Raw genomic sequence first — 17,842 nt, forward strand, 5'->3', positions numbered from 1 at the left:
TCTGACGCAATCTGACCGGTCAAAATCCGCTGCGGCAACGTACTTCCATATCGCCAATCCCCGTGACTGCCCTGGGCCCTCACGATCCAGATACGGTCCGTCGCCTTGTTGGGCCGGCAACCGTTCCATCCCCGGATCGTCCATCTCGGGAAGAATGGACGACAACCGTTACGCCTCGACCGTCTCGGGCAAGAACCACGGCACGATCAGACCGATGGCATAGACCGAGCCGAACACCAGCGCGGTTGGCGCAATCCCGCCGAACGTCTTGATCATCGCGCCGGCGCCGATCGGGAAACACCATGCGATCAGGCGAGCGGAGTTGAAGACGAAGCTGACCGCAGTGGAACGCACCGAGGCATTGAACAATTCCGCCGGATAGATCGCCAGCCAGGCGAACGCGCAACCCAGCGTGAAGAACCCGTTGATCGGCGCAAATACCAGCATCTGGCCGACGGTGGAGACGTAGCTGTACACCACAATCGTCGAGGCAAGCGAGCCGGCGAACGTAAAGAACAAAAACCATCGCCGGCCGAAGGCGTCGGCCATGAAGCCTGACAGGATGTAGGCGACGATCGCGCCGGCAGTATACAACAGCGACACATACGAATCGCCGTGGAAGTTGCTGCCCTGGGACACCGCGATCACCCTGGTGTAATCGGTCAGCCAGCTCGATACGGCCCACCAGCCGGCGATGCTCACCACCGACAGCAGCGAAGTCAGGAGGATACGGCGCACGGCTTCGCGCTCGCTGAAGACTTGCTTCAGGGTGAAAGGCCGCTTGCCGCCTTTTTCATGCGAAGCCTCGGTGGCGCCCCACTCCTGATTGCGCACGGCGGCAATCCACTCTTCGGACTCGTCCACATCCCGGCGGATATAGAGGACGAAGAATGCCGGCAGCGCGCCCACGATGAACATGATGCGCCAGTTGTCCGCCCCCAGAGGATTGGTCAGGGTCAGGACATACCAGACCAACGCGGCAATCAACGTGCCCCAGCCAAAGCCCGACTGCAGGAAACCGGCGCCCTTGGCGCGTGCCTCCTTGGGCCAGGTTTCGGCGACCAGGGCAATGCCGGTGCTCCACTCGCTGCCCATCGCCAGGCCGGTCAGGAAACGCAGCACGCACAGGGTCGCGATGGAATCCGAAAACGCCGTCAGGCCTGTCAGCATGGCGTACAGGAACACCGACCACATCATCATGCTCTTGCGGCCGACGTAATCCGCCATGATCCCGCCGATCAGGCCGCCGATGCCCCAGCCGAGCAAGGTGATGCCGATGACCAGGCCGGCATAGAACGGTTTGGAACCAGCCTGCTGCGGCGTCATCAGCGAACTGAGCAGCGGCGACAGGACGATCACCAGCGCCAGGGCTTCATAGCCGTCGAAAATCCATCCCAGGAAGGCGCCCTTGAGCGTCTTCCAATGCTTGGGCGTCAGCCGCGCATGCCATGAGGCGCCACTTGATAGTAGTTTTTGCACCGAGTCCAAATCGTCTCTCCTTCTTTTTGTGAATATGGTTCATCCGATATGGGGTATCGGACGACGTTCTGCTTTCCAGTCCTACTGTCCGGCGGCAAGCCAGGGTTCCAGCCTGAATCTGCGTTGCTCGAACTGCTGCAGCGCCGCGCTGTGTTCTTCAAGAATCTGGCCGATCTCGTCAATGCCGAGCAGCAGCGATCGCTTGCGCATCGGGTCGATGTCGAAGGCATATGCGGTGTTGGCGTCGACGATCACCTTCTGGCCGACCAGATCGATCGTCAATTCAAGGCGGCCCGCTTGCCGCAGGACATCGAACAGGGAGGCAACAGCCTGCTCCTCCAGGACAATCGGCAAGACACCGTTCTTGAAGCAATTGCCGTAAAAAATATCCGCGAAGCTCGGCGCAATCAGTACGCGTATGCCCCACTGTTCCAATGCCCACACGGCATGCTCGCGACTCGATCCGCAACCGAAGTTCTTGCGGCTCAGCAGGATTTGCGCGCCCTGACAGGCCGGGTCGTTGAGGGAAAAACCGGCTTTCGGCGTGCGCCGGCTATTGTCGCGGCCAGGCGCGCCGGCTTCTTCATAGCGCCAGTTATCGAACAGGAATTCGCCGAAACCGGCGCGTGTCGTCAGCGCCATGTATTGCTTGGGCAAAATGGCGTCGGTATCGACGTTGGCGCGGTCGATGGGAACCACATGGGATGTGAGTTGGCTGAACGGTTGCATCAAAGCTCTCCCGGCGCGGCGAAGTGTCCGGCAATGGCCGCGGCGGCGGCAATCGCGGGACTGACCAGATGGCTGCGCCCGCCGCGTCCCTGGCGGCCTTCGAAATTGCGGTTGGACGTCGAGGCGCAACGCTCTCCCTCGGAGAGGCTGTCGTTGTTCATGCCGAGGCACATGGAGCAACCGGCGTCGCGCCACTGGAAGCCTGCGTCCAGGAATATCTCATGCAAGCCCTCTTGTTCCGCCTGCCGCTTCACGGAACCCGACCCTGGAACGATCAGCGCCTCGCGGATGTTCGCCGCCACCTTGCGGTGCTTCACGACTTCCGCCACCACGCGCAGGTCTTCGATTCTTGAATTGGTGCACGAACCGATGAAAATCTTGTCCAGCGCGATCGCGCGCATGGGCGTGCCGGCGGCCAATCCCATGTAGTCGAGCGCGCGCATGGCAGCCTCGGGATCCCTGCACTCGCGCGGATCAGGCACGCTTTCGTCAAGCCCGACCGTCATGGCGGGCGTGGTTCCCCACGTCACTTGCGGAGTCAGGCGGCTGACGTCGAACGACAGATGGCGATCAAAGCCGGCGTGATCGTCGCTGTGCAAGGTGGACCAGTATTCCAGCGCCAGTTCCCAGTCGCGCCCCTTGGGACTGGACGGCCGCCCCCTGAGATAGTCGATGGTGACGTCGTCGACGCCGATGATGCCCACGCGTGCGCCGGCCTCCGTGGAAAGATTGCACAGCGTCATGCGCGCTTCCATGCTCAGCTTCGCCACGACGTCGCCCGAGAACTCGAGCGCATGTCCGGTGGCGCAGTCGGTCCCGAACTCCCGCAAGAACGCCAGCGCGATGTCCTTGGCATAGATGCCGTCGGGCAATATGCCATGCAGCAGGACGTTCATGGTTTTCAGTTTGGGAATGGTGAGGCTTTGCGTGGCCAGCACCTGCTCGACATCCGAGGTGCCGATGCCGAAGGCCAGCGCGGCGAACGCGCCGTGGGTGGTGGTGTGCGAATCGCCGCAGGCAATGGTTATGCCCGGCAAGGTCTCCCCCAGTTCCGGCGCCACGACGTGCAGAATCCCCTGGCGCGCGTCGTTCAGGGAATAGTAGTGCAGGCCATATTCGCTGCAATTGCGTTCGAGCGCATTGAGCTGCAGCCGGGCAATCTCGTCGTGCATGCCGGCCTGGCGATTCACTGTGGGAATATTGTGATCGGCCGTCGCCAGCACGGACCGGCTGCGCCACGGTTTCCTGCCGGCTTCGCGCAGGCTGTCGAACGCCTGGGGGCTGGTGACTTCATTGACCAGATGCTTATCGATGTAAAGCAACACCGAGGTCTCATGTTCTGCAACAATATGGCGTTGCCAGATTTTTTCGAATAGCGTTTTGGCGGCTGACATGGATGGAGTGGCTCATTCAGGTGACTTGTCTCTGCCAAAAGGATATCAGTCCGCCAACAGGGAAGGCATGCTATTTGACCAGAGCAGCTATCGCAAATCGACAAACCAGAATTAAGAATCAAGAATTGGCCGGCGACATGCATTTTGATATTGAGACGTTGAAGCTGTTCATCCTGGTGGTGGAACACGGCAGCATCACGGCGGCATCCGAGCCGGGAAACATGGTGGCGTCCGCCATCAGCAGACGCCTTGCCGAACTGGAGCAAAGCGCCGGCATTGCATTGCTGCGCAGGCTGAGCCGGGGCGTCGAACCCACGCCTGCGGGGCGATCGCTCTATGCACATGCCAAAACGGTGATGGCGCAGCTTCACCGCATCGAATGCGACATCAGCGAACATCGGGAGGGCATACAGGGGACGGTGCGCATCTGGGTCAACATGACGGCGCTTTGCTATTACCTGCCGGCGCAACTCAAGCCTTTCATGAGCCGCTATCCGGGCGTCCAGGTTGAATTGGTGGAACGGCTCAGCGATGAAATCCCGGCGGCGGTGGCGGCCGGCGTCGCCGATCTGGGCATTTGCGCGCCGACGGAAACGACGGCGGGTCTTTCGGAGGCGTTTTTTCGCGACGATCCGCTGGTGTTGATTACGCCGCTGGACCATCCGCTGGCCGCACGCAAGCACATCCGGTTTGAAGATGCGCTGGATGAAAATCACATCATGATGCAACGCGGAGCATCGATCAATACGCTGTCGATACGCGCCGCCAGCGCCGTGAACCGGCACATCCGCCCGACCGTGCAGGTGACGAGCTTCGAGGCCATGCGGAACATGGTGTCGGAGGGACTCGGCGTCGCCATCATTCCGGAGATTGCACTGCAAGGCGCCGATGCGTCGCGCTATTCAGCGATCAGACTCGATGATCGCTGGTGCAACCGCCAGTTCAAAATCCTATGGAACGATAACATTTCTCAGTCTACGGCTGTCATGCGGCTGCTGCAGCATCTTCGCGGGAACGACTGACAGCAGCGGTTCGCCGTGCTCCCCGAGCTGGAATATCGCCACCGCGTCTTTCAGCGTCCGCGCCTGTTCCTGCAAGGAGATTGCCGCTGCGGCGGCCTCTTCGACCAGTGCCGCATTTTGCTGGGTCACGCCGTCCATTTGCGAGATGGCCTTGTTGATCTGATCGATCCCCTCCTTTTGCTCGTCCGAGGCCAGGGAAATTTCACGGATGATGGCGGTGACCTTTCTCACGGCGCCGGTGATTTCCTGCATGGTGGAGCCGGCTTGCTCCACCAGTGCCGTGCCGTCGCCGACTTTCACCACCGAGTCGTCGATCAGTTCCTTGATCTCTTTGGCCGCCACGGCGGAACGCTGCGCCAGGCTGCGCACTTCGCTGGCGACGACGGCGAAACCACGTCCCTGCTCGCCCGCCCTGGCCGCCTCGACGGCGGCATTGAGCGCCAGGATATTGGTCTGGAACGCGATGCCGTCGATGACGCTGATGATCGCCGACATCTTGCCGGAACTGTCCTGTATCCCGCGCATGGTGCCGACCACTTTGTCCGTCACCGCCGCGCCGCGCATGGCGATCGACTCCGCCTCGCCGGCCACGACGCCGGCCTGGCGCGCGCTGTCCGAGTTCTGCTTCACCGTGCCCGTCAACTCCTCCATGCTCGCCGCGGTTTCTTCCAGCGACGCGGCCTGTTCTTCCGTGCGCTGGGACAGATCGGTGTTGCCGGATGCAATCTCGCCTGTCGCGGTCGCCATGGAATCGACCGACTGGCGGACCGACGCCACGGTGGCCCGCAAGCCGTCGCGCATGGTCCGCAGGCCTGCCATCAGCTTGCCCATCTCGTCTTGCGAATGCACCAGGATATTGCGGCTCAGGTCGCCTGACGAAATGGCGGAGAAATGCGACAGCGCCTGGCCGAGCGGCCGTGTGATGGCGCGCTGCAGGCTGAATGTGCAGACCACGCCCACGATGACGCCGAGAATGATCATGCCGACCGACAGCAGGCCGAAGGTACGCAGCTCGCTTCTGAAGCTGTCATAGTTTTGCTGCCCGTGTTTCAGATGATACTGGTCCAGCCGTATGGCGCTCTTGGTGAAGTCCAGGGACAAGGGCGGCGCAACCTGCATGGTGTATCTGTCCGCGGAGGTCGCGTCGCCTTGCAACAGGGCATTGAGCGCGGGCTGCAGCGCCTGTTGATTGAAAATATCCCGCTTGGCGCTGACCTCCTTGGCGATGGCGTCTTCCTCGGCGGATTTCGGCAAGGCCAGATAACGCTGCCACGCGGCGTCCGACACTTTGAGATAGTCCCGCGTCTTGTCGATCAGCCCTTTCATGTCGCCCGCTTCCGGATGCAGCAATGCCCGGTCGATGGCGATGCGGGCAATCGCGAGGTTGTACTTGGACTCGCCGATTGCCAGCGCCGAAGCCAGTTGCACCGAATAGGTTTCCTGCAATGCCGTATCGCCGGCGCGGCTGGCCACCTGGCCGATCACGCCGACGACGATCAACAGACCGACCAGCACCAGGATCGCCCCTGTCAGACGCGCCTTGATAGATAGCTTCGACAACATAATGCCCTCCCGGCAATTATTTTTTCTTAACGAATGAATCGGGGTACGCGTCCCGCCGTATCCCGATTCCAGCAACGTGTAATTTGCTTGTGTATTCCTATGCGATCAGCCGTTCCAGCCACGGACGCAGTTCCGCTTTCTGTTCCAGGCCGAAGCCCGCGGCATCCGTCGGCCTGACGGTGCTGTTCTGCAACGCGCATTCTTTGGGATAGCCGCCGAACGGCTGGAATACGCCTGGATAGGCTTCGCAGCCACCCAGTTCCAGACCGACGGCAATATGCAGATTGATCAGATGGCCGCCGTGAGGATAGGCGTTGCGGCGATCGAATCCATGCTGCTCCATCACTTCCAGCATGCGTATATATTCGGTCAGTCCGTAACTCAGGCCGGGGTCCATCTGGAAAATGTCCTTGCCGGCGCGCATGCCGCCGAACAAGACCAGATTCTTGACATCCGGAACGGAAAACAGATTCTCGCCTGTCGCGATCGGGCCTGCGTAAGCCTCGGCAACCCGCCGGTTGAGGTCGAAATCGAGCGGATCGCCGATCTCTTCGTACCAGCGCAGATGGTAGGGAGCAATCGCATTCGCGTATTCCAGCGCCATCTTCAGGTCGAAACGGCCGTTGGCGTCGACGGACAGCCGTGCGCCGTCGCCGTCGACGACACTTAGCGCCGCCTCGATGCGCGCCAGATCGGTCGCCATGGAAGCGCCGCCTATTTTCATCTTGAATGCATTGAACCCGAGACGCGCATATCCTTCGAACTCCTGCTTCAATCGTTCGGTGCTTTCCTCGGGATAGTAATATCCCCCGGCGGCGTAGACGTCGACACCTTCCGTCTTTCCACGACGTCCGCAATGCCGTGCGATGGCGACGTGCGCAGGCTCGTCGTCCAGTTTCGCGTTCAGATCCCAAAAAGCCAGTTCCAGCGCGCCCGCCGCCGCTGCGCGATCGCCGTGGCCGCCGGGTTTTTCATTGCGCATGACGGTCCGCAGCACTTTCAGCGGATCGAAACGCGTCCCTGCCTCGTCCAGCAACGATGCCGGTTCGGCCGCCAGCAGACGGGGGATCATGCGGTCGCGCAAGATGCCGCCCTGGGCATAGCGGCCGATCGAATCAAATGCATAGCCGATGACCGGCTTGCCGTTGCGGACGACGTCGCTGACCACCGCCACCAGGGAGATGTCATGCTCGGCGAAGCTGACCAACGCATTGGCGACTTCGCCTTGCAGACGAACCGATAACTCTTTGATTGCAACAATTTTTGCCATGCCTGTTTACCTGTGATGATGTTTCAGATCGCGGCGTTGATGTCGCGACCCAATACCCGGTGATACTCTTCGCGCGTCCGTTCAGGATCGAACTCGCCGCTGATCTTCGACACGACCATCGTCGCCACGGCATTTCCCATCGAATTGCAAATGCTGACCGCCTGCGAGGTCAGGCGATTGATCCCCAGCAGCAGGGGCAAGCCTTCCACCGGCAGGATGCCGGATGCCGTCACAGTCGCCGCGAACACAATGAACGTTCCGCCCGACACCGTCGCAGCACCTTTCGAGGTCAGCAGCATCAGTGCCAGAATGCCGAGCTGGTGCTCCAGCGTCAGGTGGATGCCGTAGGCATTGGCAAGGAAGAGCACGCACAAGGACATATAGACTGCGGTGCCGTCGAGGTTGAAGGCATAGCCGGTCGGCAGGACCAGGCTGACGGATTGCTTGCTGCAGCCCAGCCTCTGCAGCTTTTCGATCAGGCGCGGCAATGCGCTTTCCGATGAAGCCGTGGCAAACAGCAGTACGATTTCGTCCTTGAAATAGCGCAGGAAGAGAAAGATGTTGAAGCCGTAAATGCGCAGGATGATGCCCATCACCACCACGATCATCAGCGCCAGCGAAATGTACAGCACCAGCAGCAGGTATCCCAGAGAAAGCACTGCCGCCATGCCGCTGTTGCCGATGGCAAAGGCAATGGAGCCGAATGCGCCGATCGGGGCGAATTTCATGATGATGTCGGTCAGCTTGAAGAAGCAGTCGGACATCCCGTTCAACGCCGCTTCGACGCCGCGCCGCTGCTCCGGCTTCAAGGCGAGAACCGCGGCGCCGAACAGGATCGAAATCACCAGGACCTGCAGCAATGCGCCGTTGGCGAAGGCGCCGAAGAAACTGTGCGGGAATATGTCGAGCAGGAATTTCGAGAACGACATCTCGGCCGATTTGCCATACGTCGCTGTCGCCGCCGCCACTTGGGCGGCATCCGTCGACAAATGCAGGTTCAGATTGGCGCCGACGCCCGACAGATTGGCAATCACCATGCTGATGACCAGAATGATGGTGGACACGATCTCAAAATAGAGCAAGGCCTTGAATCCGATGCGCCCCACGCTCTTCAGGTCGCCGGCGGCGGTGATGCCCAACACGACATTCAGGAACACCAGCGGCGCCACAATCATCTTGATCAGATTGAGGAAGATGTCGCCCAGGACTTTCATGGGAATCGCGATCTTGGGAGCCGCAAATCCCAGAGCAAGCCCAAGGACGATACCGGTGAATATCTGAAAACCGAGGCGCAGATAGAAAGGTTTTCGCACGATGGGAGCGTCTGCCGCCGCATCGTCAACGTTTGAGGAAATGGACATGAAGTCTCCTGGACTGAATTAAATAAGTACGGACTTTTATAATATGTTCGGACTATATTAATTTTCTTGACTATAGTCAACTTCTTTCAGAAGAGGCTGGAATAACCGCGCGGGCCAAGCGCCGCACTTGGCAGAAAGAAGGTATGCGGATACCATGCGATCTATACATTGATATCGGCAGGACAACAAATGCAGCCACGCTACGCAGAGCTTGCACAGCAAATCATCGACGAAATCGGCACAGGAAAATTCACGATCGGCGCCACCCTGCCAAGCGAGATCGATCTTTCCACACAATATGGCGTCAGCCGGTCTACGATGCGCTCCGCTCTCCAGCGGGTACAGGAACTCGGGCTCATTTCCCGCAGAAAGCGCGCCGGCATCCGGATAGAGGCGCTTAAACCCCGGCACGGCTACGAACAATCCATTTCCAATGTCGAAGACCTGATTCAGTTCGCGGTCGTCACCGAGCGCCATGTGCAGACCATAGAGGAAATCGTCTGCGATCCGGAACTGGCCGGCCGCTTGCACTGCAAGCCGAAACAACGCTGGCTGCGGGTGGAACTGCTGCGGGTGGACCGCGAGAAGCCGGAGACACCGATTTGCTGGACCGACGTCTATCTGGATCCGGCCCTGGCAACCGGCATGCGCCGGCAATTGCGGAAAAGCAGTGGCCTGATCTGCGAAATGATAGAAGAAAAATATGGTCGCGTAGTCGCCGAGATCCGCCAGGAAATCCGCGCCACCGGCGTCCCCAAGCGTTTCGCTCGCGCCCTCGGGGCCGAAACCGGCTCTTATGCCCTTGAGATCGTGCGCCAGTATATTGACCAGCATGGCATCCCTTTTGAAGTCACCGTCAGCACTTTTCCGGCGGACCGGTTCACCTATGCGTTCAATCTGCGCCGGCAGATCAATTCCTAGTATTCTCCTCGCCGCTCGACTGCCGATGTCCCTGCGCACGCTGGGACCTGGCGTCATGAAAACGTCCGGTACGACGACTGGTCCTGACGTTCGTCAGGACGATGGTTGCGGTGAAGCGACGATGCGGCAATGCCGTTCAGTGACACCTGTTTTCCCATCCGTCGTCCCGGCGCACGCCGGGACCCAGAGTCGTGCAGACGTCCAATACGACGCTCGGTCCCGACCTTCGTCAGAACGACCGTTGTGATGGATTGACAGGCTTTTAAACTTAACTGAACGGCATTACTCTTCTGAGCGACCCTGTTCCCGGCGCTGCGCCCCTTCGCCTCCCGGCATCTTCGCCCGGTTGACAGCATCTTTCAAAATGCTAATATGTCCGTACTTATTAATTGTACGGACATATTAATTTGCACATGTCCGACATTTTTCTTCAGTCACCATCTTCGAGAGACTCTCATGGCCACGACCGTTTTCGACTCCGCGTTATTTAAAGACATGTTCGGCACTGACGCAATGCGCCAGATATTCGACGACAAGGCCTATCTGGTTGCATGCATCGACGCGGAAACCGCCCTGGCCCGTGCGCAGGCGACAGTCGGCCTGATTCCTGCCGACGCGGCGAAAGAAATCACGACGCTCTCCGACTACGACAATCTGAACGTCGAACAACTTCGTACCGAAACCGAGATCGTCGGTTATCCGATATTGCCTCTGGTGAAGCAATTGAGCGAAATGTGCGGCGAGGCCGGCCGCTACGTGCATTGGGGCGCAACGACGCAAGACATCATGGACACGGCAACCATGATCCAGTGCAAGCGCGCCGTCGCGCTCATCGAGACGCAATTGAACGAAACCCGCGGCGCGTTGAAGAAGCTGGCATTGGAACATGCCGATACCGTCACGGCGGGAAGAACGCATTTGCAGCACGCCCTCCCGGTTACCTTCGGCTTTCGTTGCGCGGTATGGTTATCGTCGCTGAACCGCCATGCGGAACGCCTGACGCAACTGAAGTCGCGCGCCTTGCTGGTGGAATTCGGCGGCGCCGCGGGAACCCTTGCCTCTTTGGGCGGCGGCGAAGAAGGACTGGCGGTCCGGGCGGCGTATGCCAAAGAACTCGGACTCGGCAATCCGTCCATTACCTGGCATGTGGCGCGCGACGGCCTGGTTGAAATCGTGACGACCCTGGCGGCCATCGGCGGCTCCCTCGGCAAGATTGCCATGGACGTGATGATGATGTGCGCGTCGGAATTCGGCGAACTGGCTGAACCGTTTGTACAGGGCCGCGGCGCAAGCTCCACCATGCCTCAAAAGCGCAATCCCATTTCCAGCGAACTCATGTTCGCGGCGGCAAAAATGCTGCGCGAACGCGCGGCCCTGATGCTGGATAGCCTGATGCAGGATTTCGAACGGGCAACCGGCCCCTGGCACCTGGAATGGAGCGCCCTGCCTGAAAGTTTCCTGCTGGCGTCGAGCTCGCTGTTTCAGGCGCACTTCATGCTGAGCGGCCTGACCGTCGACAAGGCAAGAATGCGCCGCAATCTTGACCTGACCGGCGGCCTTATCGTCGCGGAGGCGGTGATGATGGGACTGGCGCCCGCGATCGGCCGCCAGCATGCGCATGACGTTGTCTATGAAGCCTGCAAGACGGCCATCGAAAACGGCGAAACACTGTTCGTCGTCCTCTCGCGCAACCAGTCCATTACCGACGAACTGGGCCTGGATAAACTGAAGCAGCTTACCGATCCTGCAAATTATCTCGGTTCCGCCGCCGCCATGGCGAGAAGCGTGGCGGCACAGACGATTCTGGCATAGCCGGCGTTGGATATTCGCTCACCGCAAGCCAGGCAGATCTGCTCATTCCTGTCCTGTCTTGTACATCAGGAAAGAAATAGACCGTATCAAATACGGTCTCCTTATCCATTGCACGCAACATCGGCAACATCGATCAACGCAGAATGGCAGGATCGGGGTCGGTATTCTTGCCGATCACCTCTACGCTCTTCTTGCGCGCGGCCAATTGTCCACCTGCTTCGCAACGTGCTTCGGTAGTGTCGAACACCATACCTTTGGCATCTTTCGACCGTGGGGGAAGATCGTAGCTCAGCGTACATTGATCCTTCGCTGCTGCGCCCCAGCGCAACGTCAGTTTGCCGCTGTCGGCCGCCACCGTGCGAACGAACACAACACCACCTTGCCCGGCCATACCGACCTGATTGCCTTCGGCATCCAGAGCTTCCGCGCCAAAAGGCACTGCGTCGCCGTTTGGCATCTTGGCGTGAATCAGGATCGAGCGGCCACTGACCGTCGGATATTTCATCATTACCACTGCACCGGAATGCGGCGCCACGCGCTGGCTGGTGACCGCCAGTTCCACATCGGTCGACATGCCTTTCGGGTCAATGGCGACTTCATTGATACGATAAGGCGTCAGATACGGCACCACGGCATAGCCGCGGCCATCGATGCGCACGCCGGGCGTATTGACCGCCGCGCCTTCTGCATCGGGTGCTTCGACGATACCGATGGTGTCGCCGATCGACTGCGCCAATGTGATGCCGCCGGGATGCGCAACAACGGCTCCCGATATCTGCGCCGACATTTGCGACGAACCGCCGCTGGCATAGCCGTATCCGCCGCCGATGGTGGCATAGGGACTGCGATACTGGCCGTTGATAAAAGCGCCGCTTGATGACGAATTCTTCGAGCCGCTCACACCGTAACTGAATGCATTGTCGTCCCCGAGAGTACCGGTCAATGACGACTGCAACGTAGTACCGCCACGGCTGTCGCGTTGAACACTGTTGTTGAGGCGCGGCGACTGCACTTCTTTCCCCAGCGGGAAGGAGGCACTCGCATAATATTGCGTGTCGACTGCTCCGCTTGTCAGATCTTTTTGGCGTTGCACAGAGAAGTTATAAGAGATCGTCCTCCAGTTATTGTTATAGCCGGCCTGGTACTGCGTGCTTGATCCCGGTCGGTTCCAGTAGTTCTGGGTCGATCCGCTCATATAGAAGTAACCGTTGTTCTCTCCCAATGTCTGACTCACCATCAACTGCAACTGGGCACGCTGACGATCCACCAGATTAAAGCTGGAACCGGATGCCGCGGCATTCTTCGCGGCCAGAAAATCCTGCAGACGCATGAAGCCGTTGCTGGAATAACGGTAGGCGGCCAGGGAGAAGTTCGTGCCTGTATCCTTGAGCAACTTGCTGTAATCGGCGCGATAGCTCTGACCGCTTCGCGTCTCCTGATCGGACAGATTGGCATGCGAATGCGTCACGCTTGCGGAAAATGCACCTATCTCGGTGTTGAAGGCGCCGCCGCCCACGACGGACAGATAGTCATTCGCAATCAGACCGCCGGCAAACAAGGTGACATCATTGCTGATGCCGCGCTCGTACGTTCCCTGTACAAAATTCACCTGCGACCTGCCGACGTCGCGCGTACGTCCGGCGTTGACGCTGTACCTGCTCATCCCGGGGCGCAACATCTGCGCCACCGAGGCATATGGAACGGAAAAGCTGGAGCGGCTGCCGTCGGCTTCCGTGATCGTCACATCCAGATCGCCACCGTAACCGGTCGGATTCAAGTCGTTGATCTCGAATTGTCCAGGCGCCACCGTGGTTTCATAGATAATATTGCCGCCCTGCCTGATGCTGACCTTGGCATTGGTCTTGGCAACGCCGCGCACAACCGGGGCATAACCGACTTGCGAATCGGGCAGCATGCGTTCATCAGACGCCATACGCACGCCGCGAAATGAGAAACTGTCGAAAAACTGCCCTGAAGTAAACGTGTCGCCGATCGTCAACTGGCTCTTTAAGGGAATGATCTCGCGCTGCAGGTAACTGGCAATGCTCTGGTAACGCATTTTCGCATCGGCCTGACGCGTCACCGAGGACGTATTGCGAAAGCGCCAGTCGCCGAGGTTGATGCCGCCGTTGAGCCCCAGATACATCGAGGTGTTGGATGGCGCTCCCGGACTGCTGGTGCGATAGGCGTTGAAGTTGTATCCCAGAATGCCGGCATTCACGCCCCGGTCCCAAAATTCCGGATTGATATACCCGCGTGCATGTCTGCTGACGGCAATCTGCGGAATGCTGATGTTCAGGCGCAGATCGCTGCTGTCGAAACTGGCGGAAGCACCTGGAATCAGATCTTCGATCTGCAGGCAACTATTGGCCGCCGTGCTGCCCAAGGCAGTGATGGCCTCAGGCGACAGTTTCTGAAAGTCGACGCCAGCCATCTCCAGGAACGAACGAGTCGCACAAAAACGGGCGTCATCCGCATTGCTGTCCATATTTCGGAACAGGACGTCGTTACGACCGATCCAGTTTTCATTGACATAGATGTCGGCCCGGTACGTGCCCGCCAACACCGGATTACCCTTGGCGAAGCGGGACAGGTCGATGGACGGAGCACCTTGTTTGTTCTGCAGAAACTGGTTATTGAACTCTGCCTGCGCCAAGGCAGGCGGTTTCTTTTCCGTATTGGCGGCAGAGACGGAATACGACTGCATGGATGCGACGGCCGCCAAAACGAGGTGGCCCAGCAATTGGTGCTTGAATGGAAGGGAATTGTGTTTCATAAAATCTGCCTGCTCTTCTGCAAAGACATATCCAATATCTGCTTGCCGCCGCAATGGCGTCGTTAAATAAACTGCCGCTCTTTACCTACTTCGACAGACTGCCCTCGCCGTCGACGCCGGCGCCATAATCGTTAAGGAAGGTGTACTTGACCTTTGCCCCTGCGTCAGGTTGCTTCTTCATCTCCTTGAGTGGAAAACGCTCAGTGCCTCCCGGCGCCACCATGCCGCCGTCGTTGTTCACGGCATCCTTGCCGCCTTCAGCGCCGCCCATCACACCGACATTGGTAAAGCTGAAGTAATAAGGCGTTGGGTTGCTGGCTTCAAGTACATAGCCGGCATCGCCGTCGCGCAGCACTTTCCAACTGATTTGCGCGGGAGCCGCGAAATATTGTTCCTGGGTATTCAATGCTTTGGGACGATAAAAAATCTTGATCCGCGTCCGGTAAGCCATCTGCATATAATTCACGTCGCTTTCGTCCAGATCCTTGGGACGCGGCGGCACCTCCAGCAGGTTCAGATAGAAGATCGACTCCCTGTCCTGACGCAACGGCTTCTGGCTGAAAATCATGCGCAAGGTCTGTCCTTTTCCCGGCTCGACGCGAAACAGCGGAGGCGTCAGCACGAAAGGGACTTGCGTCTGGTCGGGCTTGTCATTGATGTCGCCGGTATCGATCCATACCTGCACCAGGCCCGGCGCCTTGCCTTCATTGGTCATGCGCACCGTGACTTCCTTCTCGTCGGCAGGAAAGATCACGCGCGTGCCATGGATCACGACGCTGGCGAAAGACGACGCGCTGCTGAGCAGCATCGCTATCGCTGCAAAATATGCAGCCATCCTGTTATTTTTCATTGCAACCCCCTTTTCATGTTGAGCACATCACATTGCATGACATCCGAAAAGAAAATGCCGGCCGCAGCCGGCATTTTCATCGTCGCCGATCAGTTGAAATCGAGCGAATAAACAACGCTGGAATTCACAGCACCCGAGGTGACGGTGCCGACCGGGTAGTAAGAGGCCTTGTAGAACATCGTCGCAGTGCCAGTGGAGCTGATGGGAAATTGCGCCGCGTTCTGAACGCTCTTGCCGCCAAAAGCATTGATGACCGAGCCATCCACGTTGGACAACTGGATTTCAACGTTCTTTGCTGCAACAGCAGCAGCCGCTGTGTTCGTCAGGCGTCCTGCTGTGTTGACGGTCGGACCGGCGTTAAAGAAGGCGCGGACATTGCCACTCGCAGGAGTACAACCGGTCAGGTCGATTTGAAAGCCGCTGGTGCCTCGTCCACCCGAGGCGGAATTCAGTTCCGCAGCCGACAAGGTTGGCAATACGACGGAAAAGTCGCCGAGAGTACCTGTGGTCACGGTGCAAGTCGCATCGGTGACGGCACCGTTGAAACTGATGGTGTTGACAGCTTGCGCAGTCACGGAAACCAGGCCTGCGGCAGAAAACAGCGATGCCAGAATTAACTTTTTCATTACTACTCCATAAAATTAAAATAAAAATTACGTACCGGCCATCGGTAGCGCAAAAGACTTGAATCGCATTGCTGTTCTCGTCTTGAACGGCATTCTAGGGAAGGACTTTTCTCAGAAATATAGGAAAACTCTCAAAGACGTTTTTTGCACCAAACAATTGAATGGAAACGACGAAAAATTTGTTGCGCACGCGCGTAAGCGGACAGATTCCGCAGCCTTCGATCCGGATAATGGGCGGTGATTTTTCGGGCGCGCGCACGCGAAGCAGGGATTGCTTGCCGACGCGCAATGGCATGTGATGGCACGTAATGGCGCACAACGACGCGAGATTGACGGCCGCCACGCGGCAATGACGAGATGGAGGAAAAAAGAAAAGGGATGAAAAAGACTGGAATGGAGCGTGCCCCCTTATGCCGCGCTCCCTCGTGTCTTCTTCTTTATATTGATTACCGCTGCAACGCCATCCTGGCAAATGGAATCGCGGAAAACGGAATTTTTCTCACATTCATGCGACCGGCGCAGATGAAGCTGTCCCGGCAGCCGCGCAAGATCAGATCAAGCCGGTGGCGTAAGCGTACTTGATCAGGTCGGCGTCCGTCGCCAGGCCCAGTTTGCGCATGGCATTGTTCTTGTGTGTGCTGACGGTGCTCGGCGTGCGCGAGAGACGTTCGCAAATTTCACCGAGGGAAGAACCGCCCACAAACAGGCGCACCACTTCAAGTTCGCTCATGGTGAGCTCCTTGTTTTGCGTGAACGCGTCGCCCTGGGCCCAGCTTATTTCGAGCTCGCCGCGCAAGGAAACCGGAAAATAGACCTGCTTGTTCGACTGCGTGGCGAGACAGGCATTGATCAGTTCGTCGGCTTCTTCCCTTTTGCTGATCACGGAAAAAACACCCATGCGGTACAAGCGTTTGACGACCGCGCCGTTGTTCATGGCCGTATAGACAATCAGCTTGGTGGAAGGAAATTCGGTGCGGATGCGCTTGATCAGGATAAAACCGTCTGCCTCGTCCTTTCCTTCGGTCGGCATTGCAAAATCGGTCACGACCACTTCGCATGGAGTACGCAAGAGTGCGTCCAGCAACTCCTCGCCGGTATGCGCCGTCAGGACGATGCGAAATTCCGGCAGGCGCCCCAATTCATGTTTCAGTGCATTGAGCACCACTGGATGATCGTCCGCAATTGCAATTTGCAAGACTTTACTCGACATCGAACTCATAACATTCTCCTATCATCAATTTGCACGTATCGCGGCTTCAACCATACGCACCTCGTGCATGTGCGATGTGCCCCTCAAAAAATACATGCTCTGGAGTGGTTACGACGACGCTTGGTTCCCTGCCCTTCTTCGCCAAAATCTGTAAATTATTCCTCCCCCTATGAGGAAATTGGAAAAAATATTTTTCGGCATTTATTGATATTGCGGAAAAGCAACAGCAAACAAAATTATTGCGACATATAATCCAGAAAATATTCCAAAAATAATAAGCAACACATTCTCCACACCTCGAAAAAATTCGATTTAACTTTAAATCACGAATTCATTTTAGCCATATATTTTTTCGAGGAGCATGACCATGTCCGTGACCGCGATCCATTTTCACCGCCTTGTCTTTTTTTCCTTGCTCGCCAGTTGTTCTGCATTTTCGTTCGGCGGCACAATACGTTTTTCCGGTGCCATCGTCGAATCGGTATGCACGGTGCAAGCCTTCGCGCTTGACCTGAGGACACTGGTCGGAGCGAAATCCGGCAGCCCTCTCCCCCTCAACGTCTATTGCAACGCGAACCAGTCCGTGCAGATTTCCGTGCAAGACATGGGCGTTACCACCGGCAGGAAGACCTTCAGCAGCGGCGTCGCCGGGGCAGAAGTCGCACTTAGTCACAAAACATCGCTGATCGGCCCGGGCGACAAGATCAACTACGCTTTCAGCGGCAGGAAAGAAATCATCGTCCCCTTGACCGCGACATTGCGCAAGGCTGCCAACATCGACGCAACGCATATGCAGAGCAGCGTCCTTGTCTCGTTCGATTATCGGTAG

14 protein-coding genes are annotated in these 17,842 nt (G+C 58.1%); 4 read left to right on the forward strand and 10 right to left on the reverse strand.

What is annotated here, in order from left to right; genetic code table 11:
• Window positions 1-168: 168 nt before the first annotated feature.
• The 3 genes from RV1423_RS04315 to leuC form a co-directional block, all read right to left on the reverse strand.
• Window positions 169-1,479, reverse strand: coding sequence for an MFS transporter (locus tag RV1423_RS04315; RefSeq protein ID WP_197034875.1), 1,311 nt, complete (start codon window positions 1,477-1,479; stop codon window positions 169-171).
• Window positions 1,480-1,560: 81 nt separating this feature from the next.
• The gene (leuD, locus tag RV1423_RS04320; protein ID WP_034293541.1) at window positions 1,561-2,208 is read right to left on the reverse strand and encodes a 3-isopropylmalate dehydratase small subunit; all 648 of its coding nucleotides are present in this window, start codon (window positions 2,206-2,208) and stop codon (window positions 1,561-1,563) included.
• The gene (gene leuC, locus RV1423_RS04325; RefSeq protein WP_034293544.1) at window positions 2,208-3,602 is read right to left on the reverse strand and encodes a 3-isopropylmalate dehydratase large subunit; all 1,395 of its coding nucleotides are present in this window, start codon (window positions 3,600-3,602) and stop codon (window positions 2,208-2,210) included. The genes leuD and leuC overlap by 1 nt, the downstream gene beginning before the upstream one ends.
• 137 nt (window positions 3,603-3,739) lie before the next feature.
• Between leuC and RV1423_RS04330 the strand changes: the two genes are divergently transcribed.
• Complete coding sequence (locus RV1423_RS04330; protein ID WP_034293789.1) at window positions 3,740-4,624, forward strand: LysR substrate-binding domain-containing protein; 885 nt, start codon at window positions 3,740-3,742, stop codon at window positions 4,622-4,624.
• On the opposite strand, the gene RV1423_RS30870 is transcribed toward RV1423_RS04330, so the two are convergent.
• The 3 genes from RV1423_RS30870 to RV1423_RS04345 form a co-directional block, all read right to left on the reverse strand.
• Window positions 4,553-6,187 carry a methyl-accepting chemotaxis protein gene (locus tag RV1423_RS30870; protein ID WP_081768684.1) on the reverse strand — a complete coding sequence of 545 codons (1,635 nt, stop codon included), beginning with the start codon at window positions 6,185-6,187 and terminating at the stop codon, window positions 4,553-4,555. The two genes, RV1423_RS04330 and RV1423_RS30870, sit on opposite strands and share 72 nt — an antisense overlap.
• Window positions 6,188-6,284: 97 nt before the next feature.
• On the reverse strand, window positions 6,285-7,457 hold the full coding sequence (locus RV1423_RS04340; protein WP_034293547.1) for a mandelate racemase/muconate lactonizing enzyme family protein: 1,173 nt from the start codon (window positions 7,455-7,457) through the stop codon (window positions 6,285-6,287).
• A gap of 23 nt (window positions 7,458-7,480) precedes the next feature.
• Window positions 7,481-8,818: a cation:dicarboxylate symporter family transporter gene (locus RV1423_RS04345; RefSeq protein ID WP_051516478.1), complete on the reverse strand. Its 1,338-nt coding sequence runs from the start codon at window positions 8,816-8,818 to the stop codon at window positions 7,481-7,483.
• A 189-nt stretch (window positions 8,819-9,007) separates the two neighbouring features.
• Between RV1423_RS04345 and RV1423_RS04350 the strand changes: the two genes are divergently transcribed.
• Both RV1423_RS04350 and RV1423_RS04355 read left to right on the forward strand, forming a co-directional pair.
• Window positions 9,008-9,739 carry a GntR family transcriptional regulator gene (locus RV1423_RS04350; protein WP_034293550.1) on the forward strand — a complete coding sequence of 244 codons (732 nt, stop codon included), beginning with the start codon at window positions 9,008-9,010 and terminating at the stop codon, window positions 9,737-9,739.
• 456 nt (window positions 9,740-10,195) lie between these two features.
• Window positions 10,196-11,551: an adenylosuccinate lyase family protein gene (locus tag RV1423_RS04355; protein WP_034293553.1), complete on the forward strand. Its 1,356-nt coding sequence runs from the start codon at window positions 10,196-10,198 to the stop codon at window positions 11,549-11,551.
• A gap of 133 nt (window positions 11,552-11,684) precedes the next feature.
• Here RV1423_RS04355 and RV1423_RS04360 read toward each other — a convergent pair whose 3' ends face one another.
• From RV1423_RS04360 to RV1423_RS04375, 4 genes are all read right to left on the reverse strand, one after another.
• Complete coding sequence (locus RV1423_RS04360; RefSeq protein ID WP_034293555.1) at window positions 11,685-14,327, reverse strand: fimbria/pilus outer membrane usher protein; 2,643 nt, start codon at window positions 14,325-14,327, stop codon at window positions 11,685-11,687.
• Between the two features lie 85 nt (window positions 14,328-14,412).
• Window positions 14,413-15,177, reverse strand: a complete 765-nt coding sequence (locus RV1423_RS04365) for a molecular chaperone (RefSeq protein ID WP_231502047.1) — start codon at window positions 15,175-15,177, stop codon at window positions 14,413-14,415.
• A gap of 89 nt (window positions 15,178-15,266) precedes the next feature.
• Window positions 15,267-15,803, reverse strand: a complete 537-nt coding sequence (locus tag RV1423_RS04370) for a fimbrial protein (RefSeq protein WP_034293561.1) — start codon at window positions 15,801-15,803, stop codon at window positions 15,267-15,269.
• A gap of 550 nt (window positions 15,804-16,353) precedes the next feature.
• Window positions 16,354-17,022 (reverse strand): response regulator transcription factor, encoded by a 669-nt coding sequence (locus RV1423_RS04375; RefSeq protein ID WP_081768685.1) that lies wholly within the window; start codon window positions 17,020-17,022, stop codon window positions 16,354-16,356.
• Window positions 17,023-17,380: 358 nt separating this feature from the next.
• Between RV1423_RS04375 and RV1423_RS04380 the strand changes: the two genes are divergently transcribed.
• On the forward strand, window positions 17,381-17,842 hold the full coding sequence (locus tag RV1423_RS04380) for a hypothetical protein (protein ID WP_034293564.1): 462 nt from the start codon (window positions 17,381-17,383) through the stop codon (window positions 17,840-17,842).

Source organism: Herbaspirillum sp. RV1423 (genome assembly GCF_000577615.1).
Classification (GTDB): Bacteria; Pseudomonadota; Gammaproteobacteria; order Burkholderiales; family Burkholderiaceae_D; genus Herbaspirillum.